The 16,420-nt window shown below is 60.8% G+C and carries 11 protein-coding genes; 6 read left to right on the top strand and 5 right to left on the bottom strand.

The features are described from left to right. Nucleotides 1-52: 52 nt before the first annotated feature. The 3 genes from zipA to ACCD00_RS21185 form a co-directional block, all read right to left on the bottom strand. Nucleotides 53-907: a cell division protein ZipA gene (gene zipA, locus ACCD00_RS21195; protein WP_413427383.1), complete on the bottom strand. Its 855-nt coding sequence runs from the start codon at nt 905-907 to the stop codon at nt 53-55. A gap of 257 nt (nt 908-1,164) precedes the next feature. Next, the gene (smc, locus tag ACCD00_RS21190) at nt 1,165-4,653 is read right to left on the bottom strand and encodes a chromosome segregation protein SMC (protein WP_413427382.1); all 3,489 of its coding nucleotides are present in this window, start codon (nt 4,651-4,653) and stop codon (nt 1,165-1,167) included. 2 nt (nt 4,654-4,655) lie between these two features. Next, the gene (locus ACCD00_RS21185) at nt 4,656-5,315 is read right to left on the bottom strand and encodes a GntR family transcriptional regulator (RefSeq protein WP_413427381.1); all 660 of its coding nucleotides are present in this window, start codon (nt 5,313-5,315) and stop codon (nt 4,656-4,658) included. Between the two features lie 276 nt (nt 5,316-5,591). Here ACCD00_RS21185 and xdhA point away from each other — a divergent pair, with 276 nt between their 5' ends. From xdhA to guaD, 4 genes are all read left to right on the top strand, one after another. Continuing rightward, entirely contained in the window at nt 5,592-7,046 is a 1,455-nt protein-coding gene (gene xdhA, locus ACCD00_RS21180) for a xanthine dehydrogenase small subunit (protein WP_322614141.1), read from the top strand. Further along, nucleotides 7,039-9,438 (top strand): xanthine dehydrogenase molybdopterin binding subunit, encoded by a 2,400-nt coding sequence (xdhB, locus tag ACCD00_RS21175; protein ID WP_413427380.1) that lies wholly within the window; start codon nt 7,039-7,041, stop codon nt 9,436-9,438. The genes xdhA and xdhB overlap by 8 nt, the downstream gene beginning before the upstream one ends. Before the next feature lie 115 nt (nt 9,439-9,553). Beyond that, a complete protein-coding gene (xdhC, locus tag ACCD00_RS21170; RefSeq protein ID WP_413427379.1) occupies nt 9,554-10,396 on the top strand; it encodes a xanthine dehydrogenase accessory protein XdhC in 843 nt (280 codons plus the stop codon). A gap of 8 nt (nt 10,397-10,404) precedes the next feature. Next, nucleotides 10,405-11,709, top strand: coding sequence for a guanine deaminase (gene guaD, locus ACCD00_RS21165; RefSeq protein WP_413427378.1), 1,305 nt, complete (start codon nt 10,405-10,407; stop codon nt 11,707-11,709). A 152-nt stretch (nt 11,710-11,861) separates the two neighbouring features. Here the strand turns inward: guaD and ACCD00_RS21160 are convergent, their stop codons facing one another. Then, nucleotides 11,862-12,626 (bottom strand): GntR family transcriptional regulator, encoded by a 765-nt coding sequence (locus ACCD00_RS21160; protein ID WP_008021853.1) that lies wholly within the window; start codon nt 12,624-12,626, stop codon nt 11,862-11,864. A gap of 343 nt (nt 12,627-12,969) precedes the next feature. On the opposite strand from ACCD00_RS21160, the gene ACCD00_RS21155 reads away from it, so the two are divergent. After that, nucleotides 12,970-14,184, top strand: coding sequence for a benzoate/H(+) symporter BenE family transporter (locus ACCD00_RS21155; protein ID WP_413427377.1), 1,215 nt, complete (start codon nt 12,970-12,972; stop codon nt 14,182-14,184). Between the two features lie 113 nt (nt 14,185-14,297). On the opposite strand, the gene ACCD00_RS21150 is transcribed toward ACCD00_RS21155, so the two are convergent. Next, entirely contained in the window at nt 14,298-14,642 is a 345-nt protein-coding gene (locus ACCD00_RS21150) for a YggL family protein (protein ID WP_007971486.1), read from the bottom strand. A 234-nt stretch (nt 14,643-14,876) separates the two neighbouring features. Between ACCD00_RS21150 and dacB the strand changes: the two genes are divergently transcribed. After that, on the top strand, nt 14,877-16,337 hold the full coding sequence (dacB, locus tag ACCD00_RS21145) for a D-alanyl-D-alanine carboxypeptidase/D-alanyl-D-alanine-endopeptidase (RefSeq protein WP_413427376.1): 1,461 nt from the start codon (nt 14,877-14,879) through the stop codon (nt 16,335-16,337). Nucleotides 16,338-16,420 lie beyond the last annotated feature (83 nt).

Below are 16,420 nucleotides of genomic sequence, written 5' to 3'. Positions count from 1 at the left end.
TCAATCCGTTTTGCCGATCATCCCGCGCGCCGCGCGGGAATAACCATTTCAATCAACGCTTCTGGGTCAGGGCGCGGCGTTCGAATTCCACGATGCGCTGACGGTAGTGCTCGATCGTCTGGGCGGTCAGTACGCTGCGCTGGTCGTCCTTCAGTTCGCCGTTGAGCTCCTGGGACAGTTTACGCGCCGCGGCCACCATCACGTCGAAGGCTTGCTTCGGATGGCGAGGGCCTGGCAGGCCCAGGAAGAAGCTCACCGCCGGGGTGCTGAAGTGGTCGATGTCGTCCAGGTCGAATACGCCCGGCTTGACGGCGTTGGCCATGGAGAACAGGACTTCACCGTTGCCCGCCATGCTTTCGTGACGGTGGAAAATATCCATCTCGCCGAAACGCAGGCCGCTTTCCAGAATGTTCTGCAACAGCGCAGGGCCCTTGAAGCCGGCAGCGTCGCGGCAGATCACGCTGATCACCAGCACTTCTTCAGCTTGCGGCTGTTCCTTGTCGCCGACCGATGGCGAGGACTTGGTTTCGGCCGGGAAATCATCGTCGCGGCTGCTGAAACTCGGGCCGCCGTCCAGATCCAGGCTGAGGTTCATGTCGCCCTGGGAAGGCTCGCTGTGGCCACGCTTGCCGCGCTTGGAGCCCGACTCGCGAGGCTCCCGGGCCGGCATGCTCACCGACGGCAGGTCCTGCTCGTCCAGTTGCGGCTCTTTATGGGTGTCCAGCACTCGCGGCGGGCCCAGCAGCTCGGCGCTGCTATCCTCGTCCGGCAGGTTGGACAGACTTCGATCAAGACGGAACTTCAGTTTTCCCTTGCCGCCGCGCATACGGCGCCAGCCATCGAAAAGAATACCGGCAATGACAATTATGCCGATGACGATCAGCCACTCGCGCAGACCGATTTCCATGTAATCCCGTGCCTCTATGAAAAATGCTGAAAAATAAGGGGTTTACAACCTGTAAACCGCTTTAAAACGTGGCGCCAACTCTATGTTCTGACAGGCGTTTTGCCCACGTATACGAAAAATTGACATTAAACTAGCACGACCAAAGGTAACTTTACACCGTCTACCACGTCGGCTAGCGCGAATATGTCGATTGGCCAGCAAGTCGAAGCGTGGAAAAGAGTCCTACGAACCGTAAACACTCTTCCTGCAATCACGACTCAGGCGTCCACCATCGCCATCGCCTCCTCGACATCCACTGCCACCAGACGTGAACAACCGGGTTCGTGCATCGTCACACCCATCAGTTGTTCGGCCATTTCCATGGCGATCTTGTTGTGGGTGATATAGATGAACTGCACTGTCTGTGACATCTCTTTTACCAATCGCGCGTAGCGTCCAACGTTAGCGTCATCCAGCGGCGCGTCAACTTCATCGAGCATGCAGAACGGCGCCGGATTCAATTTGAAGATCGCAAAAACCAGGGCCAATGCGGTCAGGGCTTTTTCGCCGCCGGAGAGCAAATGGATGGTGCTGTTCTTCTTTCCGGGCGGCTGCGCCATGATTGTTACCCCTGTATCGAGTAAATCTTCGCCCGTCAGTTCCAAATACGCGCGACCTCCACCGAAAACTTTTGGGAAAAGCGCCTGTAAACCGCCATTGATCTGATCAAAGGTATCCTTGAAACGGTTGCGGGTTTCCTTGTCGATCTTGCGAATCACGTTCTCAAGGGTGTCGAGCGCTTCCACCAGATCGTCATTCTGGGCATCCAGATAACGTTTACGCTCCGATTGTTGCTGGTACTCATCGATGGCCGCCAGGTTGATCGCGCCCAGGCGCTGAATCCTCGCGGCGATGCGCTCAAGTTCTTCCTCGGCTTCCTTCTCGCTGGCCTCGGCAGTCAATGTCGCAAGTACGCCGTGGAGATCGTAGCCGTCTTCCAGCAACTGGTCGTGCAAGGTCTTGCGGCGCACGGTCAGGGCTTGCCATTCCATGCGTTGGGTTTCGAGCTGACTGCGAATCAACTGGGATTGTTGTTCGGCCTGGCTGCGGCGCTTCTCGGCGTCGCGCAATTCGCGGTCGGCGTCTTCAAGGGCGATCTGCGCGGTCTTGAGCTCTTCGTCGACGGTCATGCGTTTGTCGAGCAACTCCTCGAGCTTCAAACGCAATTCTTCCAGTGGCGCTTCGCCCTCCTCCAGATTGAGGCTCAGTTGCTCGCGCTTTTCGGTCAGCCGCTCGGACTGCATCTCCAGACGCTCCAGCGCCTGGCGCGTCGAATCATGCTGTGCCTTGAGCGAACCTAAACGCACCGCCAACTGGTGGGCGTGATCCTTGTGTTGCCGCGCTTCCTGACGCACCCGGTCCAGGCGCTCACGCAAACTGTCGCGCTGCGCCAGCAGCAACTCACGCTGCTCAGTGTCCAGCGCCATGCTGTCGAGGGCTTCCTGCAATTGCAGGCGCGCTTCGCCGATGTTTTCGTGCTCCAGGGCGCGTTGTTCGTCCAGCTCGGTGAGCTCTTCGTCGAGGCGGGTACGGCGCAGGGTCAATTGCTCGACCTTGGCTTTGCCGGCCGACAATTGAGCCTTCAACTCACCTTGCTGACGCGCTTCGTCCTGCAGCAAGCGGCGCAAATGTTCGCGACCGTTTTCCTGCTGACGCTGTTGCGCCCTGAGATTCTGCAGTTGGGTTTCCAGGGTTTCGACAGCGGCTTCAAGCGCTTCGCGCTCAAGGCCCAGTTGCTGGATTTCCTGACCACGGGCGAGCACGCCGCTTTCCGCTTCACTGGCCCGGCGCACCCGCAGAAAATGCCGACCGACCCAGTAACCGTCACGACTGATCAGGCTCTGCCCGGCAGCCAGTTGCCCGCGCAAGGCCAAGGCCTGTTCAAGGCTGTCGACCGGCTTGACCTGCCCCAGCCATGGCGACAGGTCGATCTGCGCTTCAACCTTGTCCAGCAAGCTGCCCGGCACTCGTACGCCATCGCTGGCCGGGCTGAGCAAACGCAAATCGCCCTGGGCAAAGCCCGACAGATCGAAATCGTTGAAATCGTCCACCAGCACCGCTTGCAAGTCGGCACCGAGCACGGTTTCCACCGCCAGCTCCCAACCGGCTTCAACCTTCAGCCCTTCGGCCAGGCGCGGACGATCCGCCAGGTGCTGCTCGCGCAGCCATTCGGCGGTACCGGTACCCGGGTCGAGCGCGGCTTGCTGCAAGGCTTCAAGCGAAGCCAGCCGCCCGTTGAGCCGCTGCAAATCACCTTGGGCCTGCTGTTGCGCCGACAGCGCCTGCTGCAGCTCCTGACGCAATTGCTCAAGTTTTTCGACCTGCGCTTCTTCGCTGGTCTGCAAATCCTCAAGGGTCGCTTCGGATTCAGCGAGCTGCTCGCTGAGTTCCATGATCGCCGCGTCTTCCGGGTCCGCCGAGAGCAAGGCGCGCTCTTCACCAAGACGCTTCTGGCGATCGGCCAGACGCTCAAGGCTGGTTTCCAGCTGCTGGATCCGCGATTGCTGCACTTCGGCCTGACGGCGCGGCTCGGCGGCGCTGAGGTTGAACGTATCCCACTGCTCCTGCCAGCCATGCATGGTGGTTTCGGATTCTTCCAGCGCGGCAGCGGCCTCTTCGGCGGCGGCGCTGGTGACTTCCTGTTCCGGGGTGAGCATGTCCAGCTCTTCGCCGAGGGTCAGCAGCAACGTGCGGTCGTGGCCCAGGTGGGATTCGGTTTCCAGGCGTGCGCGCTCGGCTTCTTTCAGGTCGTCCTGCAATTGCCGCAGACGCTGCTGGCCGTGCTGGATGCTCTGCTCGACCCGGGCAATGTCGCCGCCGACCGAGTAGAAGCGCCCTTGCACCAGATTGAAGCGCTCCGACAGGTCGTGGTGCCCGTCACGCAGGCGCTCGATGCTCGCGTCGGCATTGCGTTGCTCGGCCACCAGGGCTTCGAAGGAAACTTCCTGATTACCGATGATCGCTTCACGCTGGCCGACCTGATCGTTCAGCGCCTGCCAGCGCAGGGCTGACAGCTGGGCCTTGAGCTGACGCTCCTCGCCCTTGAATTCCTGATACTTCCTGGCGGCCTCGGCCTGGCGGTGCAAGCGTTCGAGCTGACGCTCAAGCTCTTCACGCAGGTCGGTGAGGCGCTCAAGGTTTTCGTGGGTGCGGCGGATACGGTTTTCCGTCTCGCGCCGGCGCTCCTTGTACTTGGAGATGCCCGCGGCTTCTTCGATGAAGTTACGCAGGTCTTCGGGCTTGGACTCGATCAGCTTGGAGATCATCCCCTGCTCGATGATCGAGTAACTGCGCGGACCAAGGCCGGTGCCGAGGAAGATGTCAGTAATGTCACGACGCCGGCATTTGGTGCCGTTGAGGTAATAGGTGGTCTGGCTGTCGCGGGTCACTTTGCGGCGAATGGAAATTTCCGCGTAGGCAGCGTACTCGCCGAGCAGTGTCCCGTCGGAGTTATCGAACACCAGCTCGATGCTCGCCTGGCTCACCGGCTTGCGGCTGGTAGAGCCATTGAAGATGACGTCGGTCATCGACTCGCCGCGCAGGTTCTTCGCCGAACTTTCGCCCATTACCCAGCGCACGGCGTCGATGATGTTCGACTTGCCGCAGCCATTGGGTCCGACCACCGCCGCCATGTTACTGGGAAAGTTCACCGTGGTCGGGTCGACGAAGGACTTGAACCCCGCCAGCTTGATGCACTTTAGGCGCACGCTCAGGCGTCCGTCAGAGCGGAGATCACCAGCTCGCAACTGCGCTGGGCGTAAGCCGTCAGCACCACGCGAATCTGCACAAAGTCACGGGCGATCACGGCCGCGAGCAAGCGTTCGAACAGTTCCAGGAACTCGCTCATCGACGCCTTGCGCTGGTCCAGGGCAAGGAAATAGGCACGACTCATGGCCGGCTGCAGATTCTCGACGGTTTCCTGCAGGTACGGGTTATTGGCAAACCCATAGGTGGCACGCATCACGCTGAAGCTGTCGTCGACGAAGGTGTGGATGTCCTGGCGCTCGTAGCTGGCGGTCAGGCGCTGCTGAATCTGCACGAACGGCGCCAGGTCAGCCTGGACTTTCCAGCCACTGGCCACGGAGTTGGCCAGCAGGATGTACATCTCGCTCATCAGCGTGCACAGGCTCTGCACCTTGTGCGGCGTGAGCTCGGTCACATGGGCGCCACGTCGCGGCAGGATCGCGATCAGGTGCCGACGCTCGAGGATCAGCAGAGCCTCGCGGACCGAACCACGGCTGACATTGAGGGCCAGTGTGACCTTCTGTTCCTGGATGCGCTCCCCGGGCTTCATTTCGCCGCGAATGATGCGTTCGGCGAGGTGGTGAGCGATTTGCTCGGCGAGGCTGTCCGGCGCCTTGAACGTCATGGTTGTTCTTCAAACTCTTCGATCTGTACAAGCGGCGCAGTGTAGCGCAATTGCTGCCTCATGGCGGAGTGCCCGCCCGGAGGTTTTTGGCACGATTCAAGCTAATTCAAGCAAAAAGGCAGGCTATCGAACCAGCGACAATAATTAAGGAACAGGTGGTTGATCGACAAAATGCAATTTCCTGACCTTTAAGTCAGAAAATCATTGACCGAAAAGTCAGACCTGCTAAATTCGGTCCTATCGGTTAACAACAATAATGAGTCTGCGAGGCCTTCCGTGATCCAGTTTTTACTAAACCAGGAACTCCGTAGCGAGCACGCCCTGGACCCGAACCTGACCGTGCTCAATTATCTGCGCGACCATGTGGGCAAACCCGGCACCAAAGAAGGCTGCGCCAGCGGTGACTGCGGCGCCTGCACCGTGGTGGTCGGCGAATTGCAAACGGATGATGACGGCCGCGAACACATTCGCTATCGCAGCCTCAACTCGTGCCTGACCTTCGTCTCGTCCCTGCACGGCAAACAGCTGATCAGCGTTGAAGACCTCAAGCACAAAGGTCAACTGCACAGCGTGCAGAAAGCCATGGTCGAATGCCACGGCTCGCAATGCGGTTTCTGTACCCCAGGCTTTGTGATGTCGCTGTTTGCCCTGCAAAAGAACAGCGATGCACCGGATCATGCCAAGGCCCACGAAGCGCTGGCCGGCAACCTCTGCCGCTGCACCGGCTACCGGCCGATCCTGGAAGCCGCCGAGCAATCGTGCTGCGGCAAGCAACCGGACCAGTTCGACGCCCGCGAGGCCGACACCATCGCGCGCCTGAAAGCCATTGCCCCTACCGATATCGGCGAACTCAATAGCGGCGACAAACGCTGCCTGGTGCCGCTGACGGTGGCCGACCTGGCCGACCTCTACGACGCTTATCCACAGGCCCGCCTGTTGGCCGGCGGTACCGACCTGGCGCTGGAAGTCACGCAGTTCCACCGCACCCTGCCGGTGATGATCTACGTCGGCAACGTCGCCGAGATGAAACGCATCGAACGTTTTGACGATCGTCTGGAAATCGGCGCCGCTACGGCCCTTTCCGATTGCTACGAGGCCTTGAACGCCGAGTACCCGGACTTCGGTGAATTGCTGCACCGCTTCGCCTCCTTGCAGATCCGCAACCAGGGCACCCTCGGCGGCAACATCGGCAACGCCTCGCCGATTGGTGACTCGCCGCCCCTGCTGATCGCCCTCGGTGCGCAAATCGTGCTGTGCAAAGGCGAAACCCGCCGCACCCTGGCGCTGGAAGATTACTTCATCGATTACCGCGTCACCGCGCGCCAGGAAAGCGAGTTCATCGAGAAGATCATCGTGCCGCGCGCCAGCGTCGAAAAACTGTTCCGCGCCTACAAAGTCTCCAAGCGCCTGGACGACGACATTTCCGCCGTGTGCGCCGCCTTCAACATTCGCCTGGAAAACGGCGTGGTGGCCGAGGCCCGCGTCGCCTTCGGCGGCATGGCAGCCATTCCGAAACGCGCCGCAGCCTGCGAAGCCGCGTTGCTTGGTTCGCCATTCAACAACGCCACCGTTGAACGTGCCTGCGCTGCCCTGGGCGAAGATTTCACGCCGCTCTCGGACTTCCGCGCCAGCAAGGAATATCGCCTGCTCAGCGCGCAGAACCTGCTGCGCAAATACTTCATCGAACTGCAAACACCGCACATCGAGACTCGGGTGACCGCTTATGTCTAATCATCACGCCGTAGAGAAGACCCAAGCCGAATTGGCTGAACTGTTCGCCAAGGACCTGACCACCGGTGTCGGCCGCAGCGTCAAGCACGACAGCGCCGCCAAGCATGTCGCCGGTGAAGCGCAGTACATCGACGACCGCCTGGAGTTTCCGAACCAGTTGCACGTTTATGCGCGCATGTCGGACCGCGCCCATGCCCGCATCATCAGCATCGACACCGCGCCCTGCTACGCCTTCGAAGGCGTGCGCATCGCCATTACCCACGAAGACGTACCGGGCCTGAAAGACATCGGCCCGTTGCTGCCCGGCGATCCGTTGCTGGCCATCGACACGGTGCAGTTCGTCGGTCAGGTAGTGGTGGCCGTGGCCGCCCGCGACCTGGAGACCGCACGCAAGGCCGCCATGGCCGCCGTGATCGAATACGAAGACCTGGAACCGGTGCTGGACGTGGTCGAGGCCTATCGCAAAAAGCATTTCGTGCTGGACACCCACACCCATCAACGCGGTGATTCGACAGGGGCATTGGCGACCGCGAAAAACCGTATCCAGGGCACGCTGCACATCGGCGGCCAGGAGCACTTCTACCTCGAAACCCAGATCTCTTCGGTAATGCCCACTGAAGACGGCGGCATGATCGTCTACTGCTCCACGCAGAACCCCACCGAAGTGCAAAAACTGGTAGCGGAAGTGCTGGACGTGTCGATGAACAAGATCGTCGTCGACATGCGCCGCATGGGCGGCGGTTTCGGCGGCAAGGAAACCCAGGCCGCGAGCCCGGCCTGCCTGTGCGCGGTGATCGCGCACCTGACCGGCCAACCGACCAAGATGCGCCTGCCACGGGTCGAAGACATGCTGATGACCGGCAAGCGCCATCCGTTCTATGTCGAATACGACGTGGGCTTCGACGACAGCGGGCGCCTGCATGGCATCCAGCTGGAACTGGCGGGTAACTGCGGCTGCTCGCCGGACCTGTCGAACTCGATTGTTGACCGTGCCATGTTCCACTCCGACAACTCGTACTACCTGGGCGACGCGACCATCAACGGTTATCGCTGCAAGACGAACACTGCGTCGAACACCGCCTACCGTGGTTTCGGCGGCCCGCAAGGCATGGTCGCCATCGAAGAAGTGATGGACGCGATTGCCCGGCATCTGAACCTCGACCCGCTGGCAGTGCGCAAGGCCAACTACTACGGCAAGACCGAGCGCAACGTCACCCATTACTACCAGACCGTCGAGCACAACATGCTCGAGGAGATGACCGCCGAACTGGAAGAAAGCAGCCAGTACGCCGAGCGTCGCGAAGCCATCCGTCGCTACAACGCCAATAGCCCGATCCTGAAAAAAGGCCTGGCGCTGACCCCGGTGAAATTCGGTATTTCCTTCACCGCCAGCTTCCTCAACCAGGCAGGCGCCTTGGTGCACGTCTACACCGACGGCAGCATCCACCTGAACCACGGCGGCACGGAAATGGGCCAGGGCCTGAACACCAAGGTCGCGCAGGTCGTGGCCGAAGTGTTCCAGGTCGAAATGGACCGCGTGCAAATCACCGCGACCAACACCGACAAAGTACCGAACACCTCGCCGACCGCCGCTTCCAGCGGTGCCGACCTTAACGGTAAGGCCGCGCAGAACGCGGCGGAAACCATCAAGCAACGCCTGGTGGAATTCGCTGCCCGCCAATACAAGGTCAGCGAAGAGGACGTGGAATTCCACAACGGCCACGTGCGCGTACGCGACCATATCCTGACCTTCGAAGCACTGATCCAGCAGGCGTACTTCGCTCAGGTGTCGCTGTCGAGCACCGGGTTCTACAAGACCCCGAAAATCTACTACGACCGCAGCCAGGCCCGTGGCCGGCCGTTCTACTACTTCGCCTTCGGTGCGGCGTGCTGCGAAGTGCTGGTCGACACCCTGACCGGCGAATACAAGATGCTGCGCACCGACATCCTCCACGACGTCGGCGCCTCGCTGAACCCGGCCATCGACATCGGTCAGGTCGAGGGTGGTTTCATCCAGGGCATGGGCTGGCTGACCATGGAAGAGCTGGTGTGGAACAACAAGGGCAAGCTGATGACCAACGGCCCGGCCAGCTACAAGATCCCGGCCGTGGCGGACATGCCGCTGGACCTGCGGGTGAAGCTGGTGGAAAACCGCAAGAACCCGGAAGACACGGTGTTCCATTCCAAGGCCGTGGGCGAGCCGCCGTTCATGCTTGGCATCGCCTCGTGGTGTGCAATCAAGGACGCGGTGGCGAGCCTGGGCGATTACAGGCATCAACCGAAAATCGATGCACCGGCGACCCCGGAGCGGGTGTTGTGGGGCTGTGAGCAGATGCGCCAGTTGAAGGCGGCGAAGGCTGTCGAGGCTGAAACCGAGCTGGCTTCACTCTAAGACCGAGGCGCCGCCTTCGCGAGCAAGCCCGCTCCCACATTTGGAATGCAATCCCCTGTGGGAGCGGGCTTGCTCGCGAGAGGCCCGAACAGACAACAACGATGTCGAGGTGAACATGTACAACTGGATCGACGCCCTCGCCGACCTGCAAAACCGGGGTGAGCCCTGCGTGCTGATAACCATCATCGAAGAGCTCGGCTCGACGCCGCGCAATGCCGGCTCGAAGATGGTCATCAGCGCGAACCAGGCCTTCGACACCATCGGTGGCGGACACCTGGAATACAAGGCCATGCAGATTGCCCGCGAGATGCTGGCCAGCGGCAAACAGGACACCCATCTGGAGCGCTTCAGCCTCGGTGCCAGCCTCGGCCAATGCTGCGGTGGTGCCACGGTATTGCTGTTCGAACCGATGGGCCAGGTACAGGCGCAGATCGCCGTGTTCGGTGCCGGCCACGTGGGCCGGGCGCTGGTGCCACTGCTGGCCAGCCTGCCTTGCCGGGTGCGCTGGATCGACTCGCGGGATGCGGAGTTTCCCGAGCAGATCCCCCATGGCGTGCGCAAGGTCGTCAGCGAAGAACCGGTGGATGAAGTCGATGATCTCCCTGCCGGGAGCTATTGCATCGTGATGACCCACAACCATCAACTCGACCTCGAACTCACTGCCGCGATTCTCAAGCGCAACGACTTCGCCTACTTCGGCCTGATCGGCTCGAAGACCAAGCGCGTGAAGTTCGAACATCGCCTGCGCGACCGCGGCTTCGACACCAGCGTCGTGCAACGCATGCGCTGCCCGATGGGTATCGGCGAAGTCAAAGGCAAGTTGCCTGTGGAAATCGCCATCTCCATCGCCGGCGAAATCATCGCCACCTATAACGCGAATTTCGGTCAGCACACCGCCAGCACCGGATCGATTGCCAAATTGCTGCCTGCGTCACGCCGCAGCCAAGCCTCCAACTGAGAATTCTCATGCCTCTGACTCGCAAAGCCTACCGCGCCGCCATCCTGCACAGCATCGCCGACCCTGCCATCGTGGGCATCGAAGCCTCCTACGAGTACTTCGAAGACGGTTTGCTGGTTGTGGATAACGGCCAGATCAGCGCCCTCGGCCACGCCAGCGAACTGCTGCCGACCCTGGCGGCCGACGTCGAAATCACCCACTATCAGGACGCACTGATCACTCCCGGCTTCATCGATACCCACATCCATTTGCCGCAAACCGGCATGGTCGGCGCCTACGGCGAGCAATTGCTGGACTGGCTCAACACCTACACCTTCCCGTGCGAAAGCCAGTTCGCCGACAAGGCCCACGCCGACGAAGTCGCGGACATTTTCATCAAGGAACTGCTGCGCAACGGCACCACCACCGCGCTGGTGTTCGGCAGCGTACACCCGCAATCGGTGAACTCGTTCTTCGAAGCCGCCCAACAGCTGGATCTGCGGATGATCGCCGGCAAGGTGATGATGGACCGCAACGCGCCTGACTACCTGACCGACACCGCCGAATCCAGCTACGTGGAAAGCAAGGCGCTGATCGAGCGCTGGCATGGCAAGGGTCGCCTGCACTACGCCGTCACCCCGCGCTTCGCACCGACCAGCACCCCGGAACAACTCACCCTGGCCGGCCAGTTGCTGACTGAATACCCGGATCTGTACATGCAGACCCACATCAGCGAAAACCTCAAGGAGATCGAGTGGGTCAAGGAACTGTTCCCGGAGCGCAAGGGCTACCTGGACGTCTACGATCACTACCAGTTGCTCGGCGAGCGCTCGGTGTTCGCCCACGGCGTGCACTTGTGCGATGAGGAGTGCGCGCGACTGGCGCAAACCGGTTCGGCCATCTCGTTCTGCCCGACTTCGAACTTCTTCCTCGGCAGCGGCCTGTTCAACCTGCCGATGGCCGAGAAGCACAAGCTCAATGTCGGCATCGGCACCGATGTGGGCGGCGGCACCAGTTTCTCGCTGCTGCAAACCCTCAACGAAGCCTACAAGGTCATGCAGCTGCAAGGCGCACGCCTGAGCCCGTTCAAGTCGCTGTACCTGGCAACCCTCGGTGGCGCCCGCGCGCTGCGTCTGGAAGACAAGATCGGCAACCTGCAACCGGGCACCGACGCCGACTTCCTGGTGCTGGACTACAACGCCACGCCACTGCTGGGCTATCGCCTGAAGCAGGCCAATAACATCGCCGAGACGTTGTTCGTGTTGATGACGCTGGGGGATGACCGGACGGTGCTGCAAACTTATGCGGCGGGGAATCTGGTGCATCAGCGGTAAAATTTGCCAGGCATAAAAAATCCCCCGGTGGTGTTCAGCCCCGGGGGATTTTTTGTGTCATTGATGCCGCCTTCGCGAGCAAGCCCGCTCCCACAGGTGTACGCATTCCAATGTGGGAGCGGGCTTGCTCGCGAAGCAGGCACCGCGGTCCATCAGATTTTCGCTGGCGAACGCCCTGGCTTCTTGGTCTGCAACAAATGCGAGAACACCGCATGCAGATCATCCGAAGCACTTTCCTCGTCGAGGTTGAGCTTGCTGTCGATGTGATCCATGTGATGCATCATCAAGTCGACCGCCAGTTCAGCGTCGCGTTTCTCGATGGCGTCGATCAACTGGGTGTGCTCGTCGTAGGAGCAGTGGGAACGGTTGCCGCTTTCGTACTGGGCGATGATCAGCGAAGTCTGGGACACCAGGCTGCGCTGGAAGCTGATCAACGGGGCGTTTTTTGCCGCTTCGGCCAGTTTCAGGTGGAATTCGCCCGACAGGCGGATGCCGGCACCACGGTCGCCACGGGAAAAGCTGTCGCGCTCGTCGTTGACCATCTGGCGCAATTCGGCAATCTGCTCGGCGGTGGCGTGCTGCACCGCCAACTCGGTGATCGCGCGCTCGACCAGACGTCGGGCCATGAACACCTGTCGCGCCTCTTCGACGCTCGGGCTGGCGACGACGGCGCCGCGATTCGGACGCAGCAGCACCACGCCTTCATGGGCCAGGCGCGACAAGGCGCGGCGAATGATGGTGCGGCTGACCCCGAAAATTTCCCCCAGCGCTTCTTCGCTCAACTTGGTGCCGGGCGCCAGACGCTGCTCGAGGATGGCCTCGAAGATATGCGCGTAGACAATATCGTCCTGGGTACCGCTGCGGCCGGCTTTGCCTGCTCGCGGCTGTTTCTTTAGGGGTTGCAACTGTTCGTTCATGGGCACTCGAGTCGGAAGAACTGCGGCGAATTGACGGTGACTGTAATACGGCACAGTGGGTCGCTGGCAAGTATCGCGTAAAAAACACCACGATTGTACACAATGGATGGTGGCAACACGACTGTACGGCTGAATGTTGCCTCGGCTGTATCGCAACGCCTGGTTACTTTTGAGTTTAGGCTTGTTCGCAGAATCCGCCCTCCTGTGGGAGCGGGCTTGCTCGCGAATGCAGTCTGTCAGCAACATCAATGTCGACTGACACGCCCTCTTCGCGAGCAAGCCCGCTCCCACATGGCTCTGCATCGCTGCGGACATCTTCATTGGTATAAGGAACACCGCCGTCATGAACGACGCCACGCACACCCAACTCCGTCCATTGGCCGATACCTCGACCTCGGCCATCGTCGCCGGGTTCATCGCCATGATGACCGGCTACACCAGCTCCCTGGTGCTGATGTTTCAGGCCGGGCAAGCGGCGGGCCTGAGCAGCGGGCAGATTTCTTCGTGGATCTGGGCGATTTCCATCGGCATGGCGGTGTGCTCCATTGGCCTGTCCCTGCGCTATCGCACGCCGATCACCATTGCCTGGTCGACCCCTGGTGCCGCGCTGCTGATCACCAGCCTGGGCGGCGTGAGCTACGGTGAGGCCATTGGTGCCTATATTACCTGCGCGGTGCTGGTGACGATTTGCGGGTTGACCGGCAGCTTCGAACGGCTGGTGAAAAAAATCCCGGCATCCTTGGCCGCCGCCCTGCTGGCAGGGATCCTGTTCAAGATCGGCAGCGAGATTTTCGTCGCGGCGCAACACCGCACCGGCCTGGTATTGGGGATGTTTGCCACTTATCTGCTGGTCAAGCGCCTGTCGCCGCGCTATGCGGTGCTGGCGGCATTGCTGATCGGCACGGCATTGTCAGGTTTGATGGGGCTGCTGGACTTCAGCGGTTTTCACCTGGAAGTGGCGACGCCGGTCTGGACCACGCCGCACTTCTCCCTGGCAGCAACCATCAGCATCGGCATCCCGCTGTTTGTCGTCGCCATGACGTCACAGAACATGCCCGGTATCGCCGTATTGCGCGCCGATGGTTACACGGTGCCAGCCTCGCCGCTGATCACCACCACCGGCATCGCCAGCTTGCTGTTGGCACCGTTCGGCTCGCACGGGATCAACCTGGCGGCGATCAGCGCAGCGATCTGCACCGGACCGCACGCCCATGAAGATCGCAACAAGCGCTACACCGCAGCCGTCTGGTGCGGGATTTTCTACGGGTTCGCCGGCGTGTTCGGCGCGACGCTCGCCGCATTGTTTGCCGCGCTGCCCAAGGAACTGGTGCTGTCGATTGCTGCGCTGGCGCTGTTTGGCTCGATCATCAACGGCCTGAGCATTGCCATGAGCGTAGTGAAGGAGCGTGAAGCCGCGCTGATCACCTTCATGGTCACGGCATCGGGGCTGACGCTGTTTTCCATCGGTTCGGCGTTCTGGGGGATTGTCGCGGGGGTGGTGACGCTGGTGATCCTGAACTGTAGGAGCGAGCCTGCTCGCGATGGTCGTCAACGATAACGCTGGAAACCTGAGACCCCCGCGGCGCTCTCAGGTTCATCGCGAGCAAGCTCGCTCCTACAAAGAGCAGGCAAAAAAACGGCGACCCTCGGGTCGCCGTTTTTTTCAGAACATCAAGCTACCGGATTGATCGGCTTTTCCGGGTACCAGACGTCCAGCAGCGGGCTGACTTCAACACTGGTCAGCTCGGTGCGGCCTTTGAGCCAGGCTTCAACGGCAGCGCGCTGTTCAGCGCTGACCGAGCCACGCTTCTGCAGGCAAACCAGACCGTAGTCGTCGCCGCCAACATAGCCCAGGCCGTTGGCTTCCATGGCTTCTTTGAGGAACGCATCGAGGAAAGCATCAATGGCTTCATCAGCCAAATCTTCTTTGAAATCCAGGTTCAGTTCGAAACCCAGCTCTTGAAATTCATCGACGCACAGTTTTTTGCGCAGACGCTGGGAACGGTTAGTCGCCATTGGAACAATCCTCTTAAGTAATAACGGGCGGCACTTTAGCAGTTTAAGCCGCCGATTGCCTGACTCTGTGGGCCACTATGCCTACCGTCGGTAAAAAAATAGCCCGTCAGACCGCCCGCGCACGGCACAAGCCGTGACACCTTGGGGCATAATGCCGACACTTTCATGACCATTGAGGGAATTTATCTCCATGCCCTCGTCTTATTCCCCCTCGGCTGTAGGGTTTTATTTCAGATGATCAAATCTTTGCGTCCATTGCTGTTGGCCGGTTTTCTTTTTCCCCTGGCCCTCTCCGTTTCCGCAGCTCCCATCAACACTGCGTTGTCGCCCAACGTTGAAAAAGCCCTGAAAGCCAGCAAGTTGCAGGACAACGCCCTGTCGCTGGTGATGATCCCGCTCACCGGCCCCGGCACCCCGACGGTGTTCAACGCAGACGTCTCGGTCAACCCGGCGTCGACCATGAAACTGGTCACCACCTACGCGGCCCTGGAAATGCTCGGCCCGAACCACCAGTGGAAAACCGAGTTCTACACCGACGGCACCCTCAGTGGCGGCATCCTCAACGGCAACCTCTACCTCAAGGGTGGCGGCGATCCGAAGCTGAATATGGAAAAACTCTGGCTGCTGATGCGTGACCTGCGTGCCAACGGCGTCACCCAGGTCACCGGTGACCTGGTGCTGGATAAAACCTTCTTCGTGCAACCGCAACTGCCGGAGTTCAATGACGACGGCAACGACGAGAACAAGCCGTTCCTGGTCAAACCCGACTCGCTGCTGGTCAACCTCAAGGCGCTGCGCTTCGTCGCGCGCAATGACTCGGGCAAGGTGCTGGTCTCGGTGGAACCGCCGATTGCGAGCATCCGCATCGACAACCAGGTCAAGGCCCTCAACTCCAAGCAATGCACCGGTGGCGTGCGCTACAACCCGGTGGCACAGGCCGATGGCAGCGTGACCGTGACGGTTGGCGGTCAACTGGGTGAAGGCTGCAGCTCGCAGACTTACCTGTCGCTGCTCGACCATGCGACCTACACCGCCGGCGCCGTCCGGGCGATCTGGAAGGAACTGGGTGGCAGCATCCAGGGCAAGGATGTGCTGGCGCCAACACCGAAAGACGCCAAGGTACTGGCCCGGGCATTCTCGCCGGACCTGGCGGAAGTCATCCGCGACATCAACAAGTACAGCAACAACACCATGGCCCAGCAGTTGTTCCTGAGCCTTGGTCAACGCTTCCGCACCGATGCCGATGGTGACGACGCCAAGGCCGCCCAGCGTGTGGTGCGTCAGTGGCTGGCGAAAAAAGGCATCACCGCGCCGCATCTGGTGATGGAGAACGGCTCCGGCCTGTCCCGCTCCGAGCGCGTCAGCGCCCGGGAAATGGCCTCGATGCTTGAAGCGGCGTGGCACAGCCCGTATGCCGCCGAATACATCAGCTCGATGCCGATTGCCGGCACCGACGGCACCATGCGCAAGCGCCTCAAGACCACTGCGATGCGCGGTGAAGCCCACGTCAAGACCGGTACCCTGAACACCGTGCGGGCGATTGCCGGCTTCAGTCGCGACGTCAACGGCAATACCTGGGCAGTGGTAGCGATCCTCAACGACAAGGCCCCGTTCGGCGCCTCTTCAGTGCTCGATCAGGTGCTGCTCGACCTGTACCGCCAACCGAAAACGCCGCAGACGGCTTCGGTTCTGTAAAGCACCACACACCCCATGTGGGAGCGGGCTTGCTCGCGAAGACGGCGGCACATCCAACCTCGATGTGACTGACAAACCGCCTT

It is taken from the genome of Pseudomonas sp. Pseusp3 (genome assembly GCF_047304225.1).
GTDB lineage: Bacteria > Pseudomonadota > Gammaproteobacteria > Pseudomonadales > Pseudomonadaceae > Aquipseudomonas > Aquipseudomonas fluorescens_CD.
Note: the sequence above shows the minus strand (reverse complement) of the source record. Positions and strands in the feature narration are given on the sequence as shown.

Coding starts and splice junctions, on each gene's coding strand:
- zipA (WP_413427383.1), bottom strand. CDS start 907: ATGGAAATCGGTCTGCGCGAGTGGCTGATCGTCATCGGCATAATTGTC.
- ACCD00_RS21185 (WP_413427381.1), bottom strand. CDS start 5,315: ATGACGTTCAAGGCGCCGGACAGCCTCGCCGAGCAAATCGCTCACCAC.
- xdhB (WP_413427380.1), top strand. CDS start 7,039: ATGTCTAATCATCACGCCGTAGAGAAGACCCAAGCCGAATTGGCTGAA.
- xdhC (WP_413427379.1), top strand. CDS start 9,554: ATGTACAACTGGATCGACGCCCTCGCCGACCTGCAAAACCGGGGTGAG.
- guaD (WP_413427378.1), top strand. CDS start 10,405: ATGCCTCTGACTCGCAAAGCCTACCGCGCCGCCATCCTGCACAGCATC.
- ACCD00_RS21160 (WP_008021853.1), bottom strand. CDS start 12,626: ATGAACGAACAGTTGCAACCCCTAAAGAAACAGCCGCGAGCAGGCAAA.
- ACCD00_RS21155 (WP_413427377.1), top strand. CDS start 12,970: ATGAACGACGCCACGCACACCCAACTCCGTCCATTGGCCGATACCTCG.
- ACCD00_RS21150 (WP_007971486.1), bottom strand. CDS start 14,642: ATGGCGACTAACCGTTCCCAGCGTCTGCGCAAAAAACTGTGCGTCGAT.
- dacB (WP_413427376.1), top strand. CDS start 14,877: ATGATCAAATCTTTGCGTCCATTGCTGTTGGCCGGTTTTCTTTTTCCC.